A 17,261-nucleotide genomic window follows, 5' to 3' on the forward strand; every position below is an offset into this window, starting at 1 on the left:
CGAATATATTTTGTTATAGGTTTATCAATATAGTAGCAGTTTTTCAATGTTTAAAGCTGTGTTTTTAAACTATGAAGAAATTGTGATGAACTTAACGGTTTTAGTTACACATAAACATTACAAAATATTACTAAAAGATTTATTATTAACAAATCATATATGGTTATTGCTTGAAATCTTAAGCATTATTCGTCAATGACAGACAACAAACACAAGTAGAAGGAGGCATGCAATGCGTGCACTAATCATTTCAGCGGTAGCGGCAGGGGCGGTAGCACTGACTGGTTGTCAATCAACTGGTAACAATATCGGTGGCATCGAATACGATAAAGCAGCTTTGGGTACTTTAATTGGTGCTGCAGCTGGTTATGGCGTTTCTAAAGGTAATGCTAACACTAGCCGTCAAAACAACCGTGCAGCAGCTATTGGTGCAGTTCTTGGTGGCGCTGCGGGCGTATACCTTGACAACAAAGAGAAAAAATTACGTCAAGCAACTGCTGGTACTGGTGTAGACGTTAACCGTAATCCAGATGGTTCGATCAACCTTGTAATGCCAGGTGCAATTACATTTGATACTAACCAATCAAATATCAAACCAAACTTCTATGCAACTTTAAACAAAGTTGCTCAAGTGTTAACTGAAGATAGCCAAAGCGGTATCTTGGTAACTGGTTACACAGACAGCACTGGTAACGATTCAATCAACTTACCATTGTCTCAAGCACGTGCTCAATCAGTAGCAAACTACCTTGCTGGTCAAGGTGTTGCACGTACACGTATCAATGCACAAGGTCTTGGTTCAGCTAACCCAATCGCAGACAACTCAACTGCTGCTGGTAAAGAACAAAACCGTCGTGTAGAAATCGCGGTATATGCAGTTCAATAATATTTTGAATTGAATATCTAAAAAAACCACCTTCGGGTGGTTTTTTTATGGGTGAAATTTGACGTGTCAAATCGAATTTTAGATTAGGCAATGGCTGCAGAGATGACTATAATCGGAGCCGAATCTAGAAGAGGAAGCACTATGTCACTCGCGAGTCAGTTAAACGACAAGCAACTTGAAGCCATGAAATACACTCAAGGACCCTTGTTAGTACTTGCTGGGGCGGGTTCAGGTAAGACTTCAGTTATTACTCGAAAGATTGCGTATTTGGTGAAGCATTGTGGTATTCCGGCACATCGTATTACTGCAATGACCTTTACCAATAAAGCGGCACGTGAAATGAAAGAGCGTGTCAGCAAATTATTGACGCGTGAAGAAAGTAAAGGTGTATCCGTTTCAACTTTCCATACCTTTGGTTTGAATCTGTTGCGTTTAGAATTGAAACATACACCACTCAAAAATAACTTCTCGATTCTAGATGCTGATGACTGCAAGCGTATTTTGATGGACTTAATGCATCGCGATAATTTGTCGGGTGCAGAAAGTAAAGAACTTATTGCTAAAGCCATGAAGATGATTTCGGATTGGAAGAACGATTTGATTCCACCCGAACAGGCACATACAACTTGCGAAACAGCAGAAGATGTTCAATTTGCCCATCTATATCAACTGTATGAGCGTAATTTACGTGCCTATAATGCAGTCGATTTTGATGATTTGATTGTGATGCCAACACGTTTATTGCAAGAAAATGCAGAAGTCCGTGACAAATGGCAAAACCGTGTCCGTTATTTATTGGTCGACGAATATCAAGATACCAACACCGCACAGTATATTTTGGTGAAATTGCTCGTCGGGGTCATGGGACAATTCACTGCCGTAGGTGATGATGATCAGTCGATTTATGCTTGGCGCGGTGCAAAGCCAGAAAATATGGCGCTCTTGCAACAAGATTTCCGTAATTTAAAAGTCATTAAGCTTGAACAAAACTATCGTTCAACTAGCCGTATTTTGAAAGCTGCCAATACGGTTATTGGACATAATCCACATATTTTTGATAAAAAATTATGGTCGGATAAAGGTCATGGTGAAGTCATCCGTGTCATTACTTGCCGTAATGATGATGACGAAGCCGAACGCGTGGTCAAGGATTTGATTACGCATAAATTAATGAACGGAAAAAGCTGGAAAGACTATGCGATTTTATATCGTGGTAATTTCCAAGCGCGTATTTTAGAAACGCAGCTGCGTCAGATGCAGATTCCGTATAAGTTGTCGGGTGGTCAATCGTTCTTTGCGCGTGCTGAAATCAAAGACATCATGAGCTATTTGCGTTTGATCATTAACCCTGAGGATGACAGCGCATTTTTACGGATTATTAATACGCCTAAACGTTCAATTGGTCCTGTAACGCTAGAAAAATTGGGTTTATTTGCTCAGGAAAATAATCTATCGCTTCTTGCAGCAGCAGGCGATCAGCGCTTAACCATGGCAATTCCTAAAAAGGCAACCACACAGCTAGCTGAATTTGCTGACTTTATTGATGGCTTTACCCGCAATTTGCTTGAAGATGATGAGCCTGTGCCGATCATTCGTCAGATGATGATGGAAGCGGGATATATCGACTACATTAAAGAGTCAGCGGCAACACCTGCTCAAGAGAAAACCAAACTTGATAATATCGAAGTTTTGTATAGCAGTATTCAGAGCTTGATTAATCGCGCAGAAGATGTGGATGAGAAAAACATTGAAAGCGTGATTCGTAAAATGGTGCTGCTCGATATGCTCGAGCAACAACAGGAAGAAGAAGATACCGATAAAGTGAATTTATTGACCCTACATGCATCGAAAGGTCTTGAGTTCCCTTATGTGTATTTGATTGGTTTGGAAGAAGAAATTCTGCCGCATAAAAACTCAATCGCTGCTGACACTGTCGAAGAAGAACGCCGTCTAATGTATGTAGGCATTACCCGTGCACGTCAGGGTTTGACCATTACTCTTGCAGAGCAACGCAAGGCGGGCGGACAAATGAAACAAATGACGCCAAGTCGTTTCTTGGATGAACTGCCTGAAGACGAACTGGAGTGGTTAGGTCGTAAGAAAAAACTGGCAGGTAATATCGATCCAAAACAACAAGCACAGCATTATTTAGACAATTTACGTGCGCTGATTAAGCGCTAAAGATTACACACTAGGAATATTTCTATGAAAGTTCAGGTTAAAGTCCTTGATTCACGTCTTGGCAATGAATGGCCAATGCCGACTTATGCAACAACGGGTTCAGCAGGTTTAGATTTACGCGCTTGCGTAACTGAAACGACAGTGATTGAACCTGGTCAAACTGTTTTAGTGAAAACTGGTTTATCTATTTATATCGAAGATTCAAACTTTGCAGGTTTGATTTTGCCGCGTTCAGGCTTAGGACATAAACACGGTATCGTTCTAGGTAATTTGGTAGGTTTGATCGATTCGGATTACCAAGGTGAATTGATGGTATCGGTGTGGAACCGTAGCCAAACTGCGTTTAGCTTAGAACCAGGTGAACGTTTAGCGCAATATGTGCTTGTACCAGTGGTTCAAGCAGAGTTCGACATTGTAGATGAATTCGAAGCGACAGAACGTGGTGCAGGTGGTTTTGGTCATACTGGCAAAAACTAAAAGCGAAAAAGGGTTTATGTGGTCATAAGCCCTTTTTTATGGTGTTAAATAATGTCACGATCTAAATCTTAAAATCATGTGCCAATCAAAAATTGATCAATAACACTCTATTTATTTCTTGCTTACGCTTTTTAATTGATTATCAACGCTAAATCGGCTAAAAATATTTGGTCTTAAAACAACAACAATGTTTCAAGCGTGTGCATTTTATTGAACGATCTCTCCATCCAATTAGTTGAAATCACTATGTTAGCTCAGTTACGGGAACCATGAACGCCGTATTCCCACTCCATATTTTTCGTGCTTATGATATTCGTGGCAAAGTCAGCCTACTCAATGAGGGAGTGATTGAAGCCATCGCACACGCTTTAGCTCAGCAATATGTGGCTGCGGGTCAGACACGCGTTGCTGTCGGTTACGATGCGCGGTTATATAGTCCAGCTTATGCAGCATTGATTGAGAATATTTTTAAACAATATCAACTTGATGTCAGTATTATTGGTTGTTGCTCAAGTCCAATGTTGTACAGCATTGCGAAGGAATTTGATGGCAATGGCATCATGGTCACAGCCAGTCATAATCCTAAAGATGACAATGGGATTAAATGGATTGTACAGAATTTACCGCCTTGTCCAGATACGATTCAGCAAATTGGTCAAAGTACTGAAAAAATGTATTCAAATAATTTTCAAAAAGTTGAGCTTCAAGTCCATCAACCAAAAGCTGAATTTTTAAAGCTTTATCAAGATCAATTAACCCGTGATATCCATATTACGCACTCTTTTAAAGTGGTTATTGATGGATTACACGGCTCAGCAGGTGCAATTGCACAGGATGTCTTGAAAAAACTCAATTGTGAAGTCATTGCACTCCGCTGTGATCCTAACGGAAATTTCCCTGATCATGCCCCCGATCCATCGGTTGATGCGCATTTGCAATTATTGCAAAAGGCTGTGGTGGACAATAGTGCTGACTTTGGTATGGCGCTAGATGGCGATGGTGATCGGCTGGTGTTGGTCGATGCTCATGGAAAGATTATTCGTGCAGATCGATTGCTATGTTTATTTGCCAAAATATGTTTAAACCAACAGCCAAATGCAGAATTTGTCTATGATGTGAAGTGCTCTACCTTGGTTCATCGCACAGTATTGCAGCAAGGTGGTCAGCCCGTGATGATTCGTACAGGAAGTTCTTTCTTACGTCGATATTTGGCAGCATCAGAGAAGAAAGCGGTCTTTGGTGGTGAATATGCAGGCCATTATGTCTTTAATGATGCGCGCGGTGGTGGCTATGATGATGGGCTTTATGCTGCACTTCGGATCATGGAATATCTATCTCAAACCCATCAAAGGTTAGATGAGGCATTGGCGGAATATCCCGAACGATTTGGGACACAAGATTTATATATTTCAACGCATGGTGCAACCCAGCAAGCTGTTTTAGCCTGTGTTGAAAAACGATCAGCACAATTTGCTGCACAAATCAGTAAAATTGACGGGATACGGCTTGATTTTACTGATGGTTTTGGCATCATTCGAGCATCTAACACAGGTGATTATTTCACATTGCGTTTTGATGCGGACACTGCCGAACGTTTAGATCAAATCCGTCAGTTGTTTGTCTCGATGTTAGAGGATGATTTTCCTGACATCGCACACGATATTTTAGATGCTCAATAAGGAGAGGCGAATGCCAAATCAGCAAACAGGCATCGACAAAGCACAAATTTTGACAGAAGCTTTGCCGTATATTCAACGCTTTTCGGGAAAAACCCTCGTTGTAAAATACGGTGGTAATGCCATGACTGATCCTGAGCTGGAAAGTTCATTCGCTCGTGACATCGTATTGTTAAAAACTGTCGGTTTAAATCCGATTGTGGTCCATGGTGGTGGTCCACAAGTTGACTCCATGTTGAAACAATTGGGTCGTGAATCAGATCGTATTGACGGTATGCGTGTCACTGATGCAGCTACTATGGAAATCGTAGAAATGGTTCTCGGTGGTAGCGTCAACAAATCGATTGTCAATTTGATCAACCAACATGGTGGTCGTGCAATTGGTTTAACGGGTAAAGACGGCAATCTCATCCGTGCACAAAAATTATTGATGGAAAAAGTCGCTGAAGATGGTTCAGTGAAGAAAATCGATCTAGGTCAGGTGGGTGAAGTCGTTGGTGTGAAAACTGATGTACTTGAAATGTTCACCAACAGTGATTTTATTCCAGTTATTGCACCACTTGGCGTAGATGAAGAAGGCAATACTTATAACATCAATGCCGATTTAGTCGCAGGTAAAGTGGCTGAAGCATTAGGTGCTGAAAAGCTGATTCTTTTAACCAATATTACAGGTGTATTGGATGAGAATAAACAGTTACTGACAGGTTTAACCACTCAAGATGTTGACCGTTTAATTGAAACGGGTGTGATCTATGGCGGTATGATTCCTAAAGTAGGCTGCGCTTTGGATGCAGTTAAAGGCGGTGTTGTCAGCGCACATATCGTTGATGGTCGTGTACCGCACGCTAGTCTGCTTGAAATCTTTACCGATCACGGTGTAGGAACACTGATTACCAACCGTATTCATAAGTCTTAAATAAGTAAAGGAGCCTCAAATGAGGCTCCTTTTTTCAATAACAAAAATAATTCAAGCCTTTAAAACTGTCTTATTTCATAAAATCTGCTAGCAAGAAATATTAACTGCACAAATAACGAAATAGTATTTATAAATCACTTTAATTTTAAAGGAGTTGTTTGCCAAAGTGATTCATGGTCGTGCAGAATAAGACTATGCGTTATTTATGGGATGAACTAAGACAATGTGCCAACTGCTTGGAATGAACTGTGCCACACCCACAGACATTACTTTTTCATTTCGTGGATTTTCGCAGCGAGCAGGAATTACCTCAGACCATTGCGATGGCTTTGGCATTGCATTTTTCGAAGACAAAGCCTGTCGATTATTTGTCGATAATCAATCCGCAGTCGAATCTCCCATTGCAGAGCTGATTCGCAACTATCCAATTAAATCGCGTAATGTGATTGCCCATATCCGTAAAGCCACACAAGGCAAAATTAATCTCGAAAACTCCCATCCTTTTAGCCGTGAGTTATGGGGAAGACAATGGATCTTTGCTCACAATGGCGATTTACACGACTTTCATCCTGAGTTGACAGGACGTTTTACCCCTGTAGGTAATACGGATAGTGAGTTGGCTTTTTGCTATGTGCTTGAGCAATTAGTGAAAAAATTTGGTTATAGAGAACCGTCACTTGATCAAATTTTTGATTTGTTGCTAGAGATCTCTCCGAAAATTGCTGAATACGGCACCTTTAATTTTTGTTTATCCAATGGACAGGCATTATTTAGCTATGCCATTACCAAATTACATTGGCTTGTTCGTGAATATCCATTTAAACCTGCACAGCTGATTGATTTGGATGTAGAAGTAGATTTTAGTGAAGTCACGACGGCTGAAGACCGTGTTGCTGTGATTACGACTGAACCTTTAACACAAAATGAAGTTTGGATAGCCTTTCAGCCTGGTGAAATGATTTTGTTTCAGCATGGTCGAAATATCCGCTCTGCCTTGACTCAGGTGGAGCGTTTAGAACGGGAACGATTAGATCCATCTTTAAGACGAATTACACAAGCAGATATTTATTAAGTGCTGTTCAAAGGTGGGTATATCCCACTTTTTTAATGATTAAATAATGGAAAAATGGAGTATTTATATTAAATTAAATACTTGATTTGGTTAATAAATATCTTATTTTTTTACTCGGGTTTAATTTTTTATTCATATAAATAACAAGATCTTAAGTGTTTTTTTTATCAAAAAGGTGAAAGTCGACTAATTTGCTTCATTTTTATTTTTAAAAATACGCTATATGCTTCATTTTACTTGATAATTCCTCAATATGAACAGGTGGTCGTAGTGAAAATGAAGTGGATTCCGGAATATAACACTGGCATCGATGTGATTGACGATCAACACAAACGAATTCTTGACTATATCAATGAGATTGAAGGCGTAGATGCGCATACAGATCGCACACGCATCAAACAAATCCTTGATAATATTATTGATTATACTCAATCGCATTTTACTTTTGAGGAATCTCTTCAAGAAGAGGCGGGCTACAAATATCGCGTACCGCATAAACGTGTTCATGACTTATTCATCAAGAAAATCGAATCATATCGTGACCGATTTGAGCTAGGTCAATCGATTGAATCGGAACTGCATGAAGTGCTGTCAAAATGGTTGATTAACCATATCCAACACGATGATGCTGACTATGTCGGTGCAGTAAAAGAAAATATGATGGGTATCATCAAAGAAAAAGAAACTAAAAAAGGTAAAAACTGGTTTGCACGTTTCTTCTCATAATGAATAACAACGTTTAAAAAAAGAATTCAAGCTACATCTACTTATGCGCAGCAAACTATAAGTCTTATAGTTTGCTTTTTTATTTTTTGATTTTCAGTGCTTCGCAAGGCAAAATACGGCTAGATTATTATAGGAACGCATCATGCAGGACACAGCTATGTCAAAATGGTTATCGCCGCTGATGGCATTTTGTCTATCCTTTCTTATTATTGCGACACTCGCACCAATAACAGGTATTCAAATCGACCGTCAGCTTGATTTTTGGATCCTTTGGTTAGTGACCATGCTGATTTTGGCACTTCCGATTTGCTATCTTGAAATTGCTTTAGCTAAACGCTCTAAAACTACAGCATTGCAAGCTTTGTCACAGTTGACTCGTGATGCAGATGCGTCACAAAAATGGCGACTTGTTGGCTGGATGGGCGTGGCTTTTATTCCATTCTTAGCTGGTGCGATGCTTTCCAATGCAAGCAGCGTACTTGCAGTGGCTTCATTAGATATTTCGAGCTCAATCCTCGTTGCAGTTTTAGCTGTATTGGGGCTGGCTTTATCACTGTTACCACGTCAAATTTTAGTGATTGTGACCACGCTTGGCGTATTGGCTTCGATTATTTTCGCTAATGTTATGGGAACAGCGCTGCCAGAATGGCAAGTTACACCTGTTGAATTCTCTGAATGGGGTAGTGCAACTGTTCTGGCTTTAGTTGCAAGCGGTTTAGGCATGGGGCTGTATTGGCAATCGAGCTTGGTTAAAAATTCGACTCAAGAACAAGCGACAAAACGTGCATTACCAATTTGGTTAGCACAATTGGTTGCAGTGATTGCATTTGCTTTCTTTGCAATAAAAGCACAAGTTCCTGCATTTACCTATACGATTGCTACCTTGGCTGCTGCTGCGTTAATTTTAAATATGGCACGTGAGCAGTTACAGCAACGTCAATTGAATGTTGCGGTGCAATGGTTAGTATTGGCTGTGCCTTTATTGCTTTGGATTGTGCCCAATATCAGCATGATCTTTAATCCATTACTGATGCTTTGGGGCTTAGTGATTTGCCTGATCTATGCCATCTTTGCGGGTTGGATTATGAAGATTAGCCATCTGCGTAAATCGATGAATTTTAGTTCAGAAGCTTTTTATAATATTTGGCGTATTGCAGTACGTGTTGTGCTTCCACTTTCGATTATTGTGGCAATTATTTCAGTGGTAGGGTCATTGTTCTAATGAATACTTCAGCAGTGGTATGGGTTGCTTATGCAACTCAAGCGCAGCAATTTAACATTGCTGTACCATTTCAAGAAGGTTTGACTGCTCAGCAGGCGATTGAGCAAAGTGGTATTGCACAGCAAGTCACTTTGCCAGATCCACTTCAACTTGGTATTTGGGGTGTACGCTTAACCGATCATCACAAAGTCTTAGAAGTGGGTGATCGTGTAGAGATTTATCGTGCCTTGACCATTAATCCATTGGATATTCGTCGCAAACGTGCTGAGAAAAATCCAGTAGGACGCTTTGGTAAGAGTAATCGAGCGAAGAACTTACAGGGTCGTAGTCATAAACCCGATTGAACTGCTCAGAATTTAGTTTATTGAATCAATCAATCTTGTTGATTTAAAAAACCCCTTGAATAGAAGGGGTTTTTTAATGGAAAAAAGTTTATAGTGGGGGCGCATTTAAAATCGCTTCTTTGGATCCTGGTAGACCTGGTTGTGATGCAGGAATGGTTTCCAAACCTTCAACACGTTCTACAATACCATTTGCATCAAAGAATACTTTTAAATGTTGACCTTGCGCTGCTGGAATTTTCATTTTTTTAGCGTAAGTGCCAGGGGTGTAGTTGTAGATATAGTCCCAGCGTAATGGATTGATCGGATCAGTAACCGTTGGACTGCCTAGCAGAAAGCGAACTTGCTGATGGCTCATTCCGACTTGGATTTTAGCGGCTTGTGATTGAGTTAAAGGTGTTCCTTGTGGAATATCCACTTTGTATACGCCCAAGGTCGAACAACCCGTGAGCAATGAAGTGACGAATAACGTCAACATGATTTTTTGCATTTTGCTACACTATCCCAAATTAATTATGATGCATTTGATCCAAGGATAGATCATACTGCATCTAAACTTTGTTGCATATTCCAACTTTAATTTTGTTGAGAGACCTTTTTACATGCCTATTTCAAACCAAGATTTACGCAAAGCTGGACTGAAAGTTACACTGCCTCGAATTAAAATATTAGAACTATTAGAAAACTCACGTCAGCACCATTTAAGCGCCGAAGATATTTACAAGACTCTACTCGATCAGGGAGAAGATGTGGGTTTAGCGACTGTATATCGCGTGTTAACTCAGTTTGAAGCAGCAGGCATTATTCAGCGTCACCATTTTGAAAACAATCATTCAGTTTTTGAAATCATGCAGGATGATCACCACGATCACCTAGTTTGTCAAAACTGCAACAAAGTTGTTGAATTCCATAATGATTTAATCGAACAAGAGCAACATAATGTTGCGAAAAGTTTTGGTTTTGAATTAACAGGTCACTCACTGAATTTATATGGATATTGTGATGCGCCAGAATGCCAGGAAGCATTCCGCAAAAAATAATTCAGTTAGATTTCAAAATAAAAAAGGCTTCGATTGAAGCCTTTTTTATGTGCTGAGAAAAAATACTTAGGTTTGCCCGTCGAACGTAATATTCGAATTGGCATTGAGCAGATGTGAACCACCTTCTTCGGAAAGTTTGATTTGAAGACGCAAATCGTTAGGAGAATCCGCGTGTTTAAGCGCGTCCTTGTACGTGATTTGTTTTGCTTTATACAGATCAAACAATGCTTGGTCGAAGGTTTGCATGCCCAACTCGCGTGAGCGCTTCATAATCTCTTTAATTTCATGCACATCACCTTTACGGATGAGATCAGAAATTAATGGAGAGTTAATCAGGATTTCAATCGCAGCACGACGACCTGTACCATCAATGGTTGGAATCAATTGCTGTGCGACCATCGCTTTTAAGTTCAGCGATAAATCCATAAACAATTGACTATGGCGGTCAGCTTCAAAGAAGTGAATAATACGATCAATTGCTTGGTTGGCGTTGTTCGCATGCAGGGTGGCAAAGACCAAGTGACCTGTTTCGGCAAAGGCAATCGCGTAGTCCATGGTTTCGCGTGAACGAATCTCACCAATCAAAATTACATCAGGTGCCTGACGCAGCGTATTTTTTAGTGCGACTTCAAATGAATCGGTATCGATACCGACTTCACGCTGAGTAATGATGCAACCCTTGTGTTGGTGTACAAATTCAATTGGATCTTCAATGGTAATGATATGACCTTTTGAGTTTTCATTGCGATAGCCAATTAAAGAGGCAAGGGAGGTTGATTTACCTGTACCTGTTGCACCTACGAAAATGATAATACCGCGTTTAGTCATCGCCAATTCTTTCAGTACAGGCGGTAGCTTTAGCTCATCCATGGTTGGAATAGTGGTTTCAATTCGACGTAACACCATACCCGGTTGGTCACGTTGCTGAAATGCACTGACACGGAAACGCGCAGTTTGACTGGCATTACTGATCGCAAAGTTACACTCACGTGTTTCAGCAAATTCTTTACGCTGCTTATCACTCATGATGGAGTGCAACAATTGTCCAACTGTTGCACCTGGTAACTTGACTGAACCAATTGGATGGATTTGACCATTAATTTTAATAGAAGGTTCAACATCGGCTGTCACGAATAAGTCCGATGCTTTCTTTTCTATCATGTAGTCAAGTAAGCCGTTAAAATCCATGTTAAGACCCCAATCCTAAAATGTTCTTATAAGAATGACTCAGGTTGCTTCGCAGCAGTACGTGCAACTTGTGGGCTAATAATGCCTTTTGATACCAATGTTTTTAAGCTTTGATCCAGTGTGGTCATACCGTAGTTGGCACCGGTTTGGATCGCTGAGTACATTTGTGCGACTTTGTTTTCACGAATGAGGTTACGAATCGCAGGAATACCAATCATGATTTCATGTGCTGCAACACGGCCACCGCCATTTTTCTTGAGGAGTGTTTGTGAGATTACAGCTTGAAGTGATTCTGACAGCATGGCACGAACCATGTCTTTTTCTTCAGCAGGGAATACGTCGATCACACGGTCAATGGTTTTAGCTGCAGAGGTGGTATGTAGGGTACCGAAGACTAAGTGACCTGTTTCAGCCGCTGTTAATGCCAAACGGATAGTTTCAAGGTCACGCATCTCACCGACCAAGATAATGTCAGGGTCTTCACGAAGTGCAGAGCGAAGTGCTTCATTAAAACCGTGGGTATCACGGTGTACTTCACGCTGGTTAATCAAGCATTTTTTCGATTGGTGTACAAATTCGATTGGATCTTCAACCGTTAGAATATGGTCATAGCGGTTGTCATTAATGTAGTCGAGCATGGCTGCTAGGGTGGTTGATTTACCTGAACCTGTAGGACCTGTCACCAAGACAATACCACGTGGATATTCACAAATTTCTTTAAAAATTTGCCCCATCCCCAATTCTTCCATCGTCAATACTTTCGATGGAATGGTACGGAATACAGCACCAGCACCACGGTTTTGGTTAAATGCGTTCACACGGAAACGCGCCACACCCGGTACTTCAAAAGAGAAGTCGGTTTCTAAATTTTCTTCAAAGTCACGACGCTGTTTATCATTCATGATGTCGTAAACAAGTTTATGGACTTCTTTATGCTCTAAAACTGGCAAATTAATACGACGAACTTCCCCATCGACACGAATCAGTGGCGGCATACCCGCAGATAAGTGTAAATCCGACGCACCATTTTTAGCAGAAAATGCCAATAATTCTGTAATGTCCATAAATTCCCCGAGATCATTAAAATGTTATTTATTTTGATAGAATAATAAGGCTTTCCCACAGCTTAACCAACACTTTGTTTGTCGGCAAGGGAAAAAATATGAATGAAATGAGAACCCCGTCAATGAATATCTTGCAGCAATCCAGAAATTTAGTTTTAGCGCAAATCCAAAAGGCGTGTCAGCAGGCTGAGCGGGATGAACATTCAGTTGAGTTGTTGGCAGTTTCTAAAACACATCCGAGTGAAACCTTAGCGGAAATGTATGCAGCAGGGCAGCGCCGTTTTGGTGAAAACTATCTTCAAGAAGCGTTGGATAAAATTGAAGCCCTTAAAGAATTCGATATTGAATGGCATTTCATTGGTCATGTACAGCGCAATAAAACCAAACATTTGGCAGAGAAATTTGCATGGGTGCATGGGGTGGATCGTTTGATTATTGCCGAGCGTTTATCGAGTCAACGCGAAGCAAGCCAAGCGCCTTTAAATATATGCCTACAAGTGAATATTGATGCTCAAGATACCAAAGATGGCTGCCAACCAGCAGAAGTGGCTGAATTGGTTACAAAGATTAGCCAACTGCCAAATTTATGCTTACGTGGCTTGATGGTGATTCCTGCACCCAATAACGCGGCAGCCTTTAAAGATGCCAAAGCCTTATTTGATGCTGTGAAAACGCAGCATGCACATCCTGAAGATTGGGATACTTTAAGCATGGGTATGTCGGCAGATATGAGTGAAGCGATCGCTGCAGGGTCGACCATGGTACGTGTAGGAACAGCGTTGTTTGGTGCACGGGATTATTCTGCAAAAGCGTAATCCACCCTAACCCTCCTTTTTCTAAGGAGGGAATTCTCAATACTCAGCCTATCCCACCACTTCAATGCGACTTGCACCTGCACCGACAGGTTTGACTTGAATCTGTACAGGTATACGTTCATGCATCTCTTGTACGTGGGAAATGAGCACCACTTTTCGACCTTGGCTTTGTAAATGATCGAGTGCATTCATCACCATATGTAATGATGCAGGATCAAGCGTACCAAAACCTTCATCAATGAATAGAGATTCCAGTTTCATAGAGCCTGATGCCATATTGGCAATCGCTAGGGCAAGCGCTAAAGACACCAAGAAAGTCTCACCGCCTGATAAGGACAAGACAGGGCGGATTTCGCTATTCATGTCGAGATCAATAATCGCCAAACTTAAGCTGTCAGGAATACGGTGTAACTGATAGCGCGGGGCAAGTGGTTGTAATTGCTGATTGGCGTATTCCACCAAGATATCCAAATGATGTTCTTGGGCAATTTTTTGGAATTTAGTCCCTTCTTTATGCCCAATTAAATCGTAAATACGTCCCCAACGGTATTCTTCAGCTTTGATTTGTTCAATTTGAGTTTGATATTTGGCGTAATTGGCTTGGTTGCTGGCATTCATACGCAGTTTTGCATCAAGCTCATTAAATGCATCTTGCAGAGTGGATTTTTCAGCGACGAGCGTATTGAGTTTTTCTTCAATTTGCTCAAATTCGTGTTCGGGTTTAAGTTTTAAATGAGCTTGATATTGCTCTTCAAGGAGCTGCCAAGCTGTTTTCGCATTTTCCAACAGTTGCTTTTGATTGTTTAAATTTTGGCGTAACTGTTGGTGTTGAGTTAAATCAATTGAAAGCCATTGATCAATCATCGCTTGAGTTATAGAGGGATGCTCCAGTTTCCATGTCTGTATGGCTTGTTGATAAGCATCGAGCTGTTGGTCAATTTGTTGAAGCTGCGTCACAAAGGCTTGTAGCTTTAAATTTGCTTGATTCAATTGAGCTTCAGTTCGCTGTACATGTTGACGTTGTTGCTCAAGATTTTGCTCAAGTGTTTTAGCTTCAACTTCGAGTTCTTGACGCCATTCAGCTGCGACACGATAGACTTTGCCCGCATAGTTTTGAGTCAAATCCGCAAGTTGCTGGCGTAACTCCTTACCTTGCTGTATCACATGCGCCAATTTCTGATTCAGCTCTTGATATATGTTTTGTTCTACGAGCAGTTGATATTGGTTTTTCTCTAACACCTGTTGATGATCTTGGCACTGCTGCTCTAGGACTTTGTATTGTTTTAAATGTTCAATACGTGCCTGCAATTGAGAACGTATCGGACTTAGCCAAGATTGAACCGATGAAGCAGAGTAGTGTGCCGATAATGCATTCTGAATTGGTGAAATTAACTGCTCAAGTTGTTCACGCTGCTGCTTCACCAATAAAAGTTGATTGTACTGTTCACTGCTTTGTCGCCATTGATTGAGACTAGAACTTAAACTTTGTTCTTGATCTGAAACATGTTTAATTTCTTGCTGTAGTAGCTCGAATTCTTGCTTACAGCATTGGCTTAAATCCTTTAATGTTTGTGCCAAACTCTGAATATTCAGTGCTGCTAATTTCTCAGTGATGAGCTTCTGTTGTGCTTGAATATAATTTTGATCTGCTAACAAACGTTGCTGCTGCTGTTCGATGAGCGCAGCTAATTTAGAGCTTTGAATACGCTGTTCAAGTTGTGTTTGAAGCGATGTTTCTAACTGCTGTTTTGATTGTAGCAATTGCTGCTCTTGTAAAGCATGTAAGTTTTGTCCAAGTAACTCATGCTGTTCTGCAAATGGGTGATCGTGACTGCCACACACCATACACGGTTCGCCAGCCTTAAGTTGTAGACGCAGATCTTGCACACTTTGCGTATGTAACAAGCGCTGTTGCTCGAAAATGTGTTCAAGTTGCTGGTAAGCGGCTTTCTGTGCAGAAACCTCTTGTTCTAAGGATTTTTCATTTTGCTGCAAAGTCAGTAACTGTTGTTGCTGCTCCTGAAGTTGAATCTCATTATTTCGATGTTCTTGGGATTGTTCAGTGAGTTGTTGAAGTTGCTGTTGTATATGACTGAGCTGGGTACTTCGTTCCTGTTGCTCTTGCCGTTTTTGGCGAAGGGTTTGAACTTGATTTTCTAGCTGCTCAAGACTGCCAAATTGTTTCATCCATTGTTGGATCGTTTGATCAAGTTGTTCCGCTGAACGTTGTAAATCAACCAGAGGCACTTCGATTTGAGCGGGGAATTTCTGCTTGATGTGCGAATAACTTTGGTTATAAGCATCCATACGTTGCAGAGCGGCTTGTGGCTCTTGATCAAAACAGCTGAGAATATCTGAATCTTTCAGATGGTTCATTATTTGCTGTAACTGTTGCTGTGTTTGATTTACAGACAGCTGGGCGCTATGAACTTGATGTTCGAGTGGCATTAAGCGTTGATTCTGGAATTGCGCCTGCTCAGCATTTAATTTTTTATACTGTTCTGAAATCGCTTCAATGTCATGATCAAGCTTAAGCCCCTGTTCAAGCTGTGGTTTCAGACTTAAAAAACTTGCTTGCCACTGTTGTTGTTGCTGTTGCAATGTTTTGAACTGTTGTTGCTCATGTGCAACCTGCGTTTTGAGTGTTTCAAATTCAGCTAAAAACTGCGTATGTTGGTGTTGAATCTTGTCTTTCTGCGGTAGTAACTGTGCATATTGTACAAACTGATTACGAATGGCTTGGAATACATCTAATTGTTCCAAAAGCTGCTGCTGTGGGGCAGCTTTATTCATAGCATCCAATTGCACATCATAGACTTCTTTTTTCGCATGTAAATCTGCATAAAGTTTATGTCGATCTAAATGCCATTTTTTTTCATTTTCGAGTAATTTTTCTGATTGATTTAAGTTTTGTAGTTTTAAGCTAAATTCTTTTTGCTGTTGCAACAGTTGTTCAATTTCTTCAGCCGATAAAATTTCGATATGACCAATTAAATTTTCAAGTTCTGCGCGTTGCTGTTTAATCTGGCTAAATTTTTCTGCAGATTTAATACTAACCAAGCTAAAAATATGGGAATTGGTTAGATATTCGAGTAAGTCGGCACGTTCATGGTCTTTAGCCTTTAAAAATGCACCGACTTCGGACTGAGCAAGGAGAACGGCACGGGTAAATTGCTCAAAACTGAGACCAATTAGCTTTTCTATAATTGGGGTAGCTTCTGAGATTTTTTGGTTTAAAACACGCTGATCATCAAGGCAGGTAATGGCACGCTCAACTTTTAAATTACCATCTACTTTATTCCGTGCTCGCCGTATTTCCCAACGTGCCTGATAACGTTTGCCATCAAGTGCGATAAATTCAAGTTCTGCAAAGCCATTGGTTGTGCCACGACGTAAAATATTTTTAGAGTCTTTAATGGAAATATCTTGTCCGCCGGCATCTTTTAAACTGCCTGCAGCACCTTTAAGTCGTGGAACTTCATTGTAAAGTGCTAAACACATGGCATCGAGCAGTGTTGACTTACCTGCACCAGTTTTACCTGTAATTGCAATTAGTCCGGCATGTGCTAATGGCGCTTGTTCAAAATGAATATGATGTGTACCTGCTAAAGATGCAAGATTATTTAGGCTTAATCGTAAAATCTTCATGGTCTATCC

At 40.6% G+C, this 17,261-nt stretch carries 15 protein-coding genes; 11 read left to right on the forward strand and 4 right to left on the reverse strand.

Annotation, left to right across the window (positions count from 1 at the left end; translation table 11 throughout):
• Positions 1-232 precede the first annotated feature (232 nt).
• The 9 genes from A3K93_RS02675 (at position 233) to A3K93_RS02715 (ending at position 9,500) form a co-directional block, all read left to right on the forward strand.
• Positions 233-886 carry an OmpA family protein gene (locus A3K93_RS02675; RefSeq protein WP_067728687.1) on the forward strand — a complete coding sequence of 218 codons (654 nt, stop codon included), beginning with the start codon at positions 233-235 and terminating at the stop codon, positions 884-886.
• Between the two features lie 141 nt (positions 887-1,027).
• Entirely contained in the window at positions 1,028-3,067 is a 2,040-nt protein-coding gene (locus A3K93_RS02680; RefSeq protein WP_067728689.1) for a UvrD-helicase domain-containing protein, read from the forward strand.
• A 24-nt stretch (positions 3,068-3,091) separates the two neighbouring features.
• Positions 3,092-3,544, forward strand: coding sequence for a dUTP diphosphatase (gene dut / locus A3K93_RS02685; protein ID WP_067728691.1), 453 nt, complete (start codon positions 3,092-3,094; stop codon positions 3,542-3,544).
• A gap of 269 nt (positions 3,545-3,813) precedes the next feature.
• Positions 3,814-5,223, forward strand: coding sequence for a phosphomannomutase/phosphoglucomutase (locus A3K93_RS02690; protein WP_067728693.1), 1,410 nt, complete (start codon positions 3,814-3,816; stop codon positions 5,221-5,223).
• Positions 5,224-5,233: 10 nt separating this feature from the next.
• Positions 5,234-6,136: an acetylglutamate kinase gene (gene argB, locus A3K93_RS02695; RefSeq protein WP_067728695.1), complete on the forward strand. Its 903-nt coding sequence runs from the start codon at positions 5,234-5,236 to the stop codon at positions 6,134-6,136.
• Positions 6,137-6,359: 223 nt separating this feature from the next.
• Positions 6,360-7,208, forward strand: a complete 849-nt coding sequence (locus A3K93_RS02700; protein WP_067728697.1) for a class II glutamine amidotransferase — start codon at positions 6,360-6,362, stop codon at positions 7,206-7,208.
• A 270-nt stretch (positions 7,209-7,478) separates the two neighbouring features.
• Positions 7,479-7,934, forward strand: a complete 456-nt coding sequence (locus tag A3K93_RS02705; protein WP_067728699.1) for a bacteriohemerythrin — start codon at positions 7,479-7,481, stop codon at positions 7,932-7,934.
• Between the two features lie 142 nt (positions 7,935-8,076).
• Positions 8,077-9,156 (forward strand): hypothetical protein, encoded by a 1,080-nt coding sequence (locus tag A3K93_RS02710; protein ID WP_067728701.1) that lies wholly within the window; start codon positions 8,077-8,079, stop codon positions 9,154-9,156.
• Positions 9,156-9,500, forward strand: coding sequence for an RnfH family protein (locus A3K93_RS02715; RefSeq protein ID WP_067728703.1), 345 nt, complete (start codon positions 9,156-9,158; stop codon positions 9,498-9,500). Before A3K93_RS02710 ends, A3K93_RS02715 begins: the two co-directional genes overlap by 1 nt.
• A gap of 88 nt (positions 9,501-9,588) precedes the next feature.
• On the opposite strand, the gene A3K93_RS02720 is transcribed toward A3K93_RS02715, so the two are convergent.
• Positions 9,589-9,987, reverse strand: coding sequence for an outer membrane protein assembly factor BamE (locus A3K93_RS02720; RefSeq protein WP_067728705.1), 399 nt, complete (start codon positions 9,985-9,987; stop codon positions 9,589-9,591).
• 112 nt (positions 9,988-10,099) lie between these two features.
• On the opposite strand from A3K93_RS02720, the gene fur reads away from it, so the two are divergent.
• Positions 10,100-10,537, forward strand: coding sequence for a ferric iron uptake transcriptional regulator (gene fur, locus A3K93_RS02725; protein WP_067728707.1), 438 nt, complete (start codon positions 10,100-10,102; stop codon positions 10,535-10,537).
• A 66-nt stretch (positions 10,538-10,603) separates the two neighbouring features.
• On the opposite strand, the gene A3K93_RS02730 is transcribed toward fur, so the two are convergent.
• On the reverse strand, positions 10,604-11,725 hold the full coding sequence (locus tag A3K93_RS02730; protein ID WP_067728710.1) for a PilT/PilU family type 4a pilus ATPase: 1,122 nt from the start codon (positions 11,723-11,725) through the stop codon (positions 10,604-10,606).
• Positions 11,726-11,751: 26 nt separating this feature from the next.
• Positions 11,752-12,789 carry a type IV pilus twitching motility protein PilT gene (locus tag A3K93_RS02735; protein WP_067728712.1) on the reverse strand — a complete coding sequence of 346 codons (1,038 nt, stop codon included), beginning with the start codon at positions 12,787-12,789 and terminating at the stop codon, positions 11,752-11,754.
• Between the two features lie 122 nt (positions 12,790-12,911).
• Here A3K93_RS02735 and A3K93_RS02740 point away from each other — a divergent pair, with 122 nt between their 5' ends.
• On the forward strand, positions 12,912-13,604 hold the full coding sequence (locus A3K93_RS02740) for a YggS family pyridoxal phosphate-dependent enzyme (RefSeq protein WP_067728714.1): 693 nt from the start codon (positions 12,912-12,914) through the stop codon (positions 13,602-13,604).
• A gap of 48 nt (positions 13,605-13,652) precedes the next feature.
• Here A3K93_RS02740 and A3K93_RS02745 read toward each other — a convergent pair whose 3' ends face one another.
• Entirely contained in the window at positions 13,653-17,252 is a 3,600-nt protein-coding gene (locus A3K93_RS02745) for an AAA family ATPase (protein ID WP_067728716.1), read from the reverse strand.
• Between the last annotated feature and the right edge of the window lie 9 nt (positions 17,253-17,261).

This window comes from Acinetobacter sp. NCu2D-2 (assembly GCF_001647675.1).
Classification (GTDB): Bacteria; Pseudomonadota; Gammaproteobacteria; order Pseudomonadales; family Moraxellaceae; genus Acinetobacter.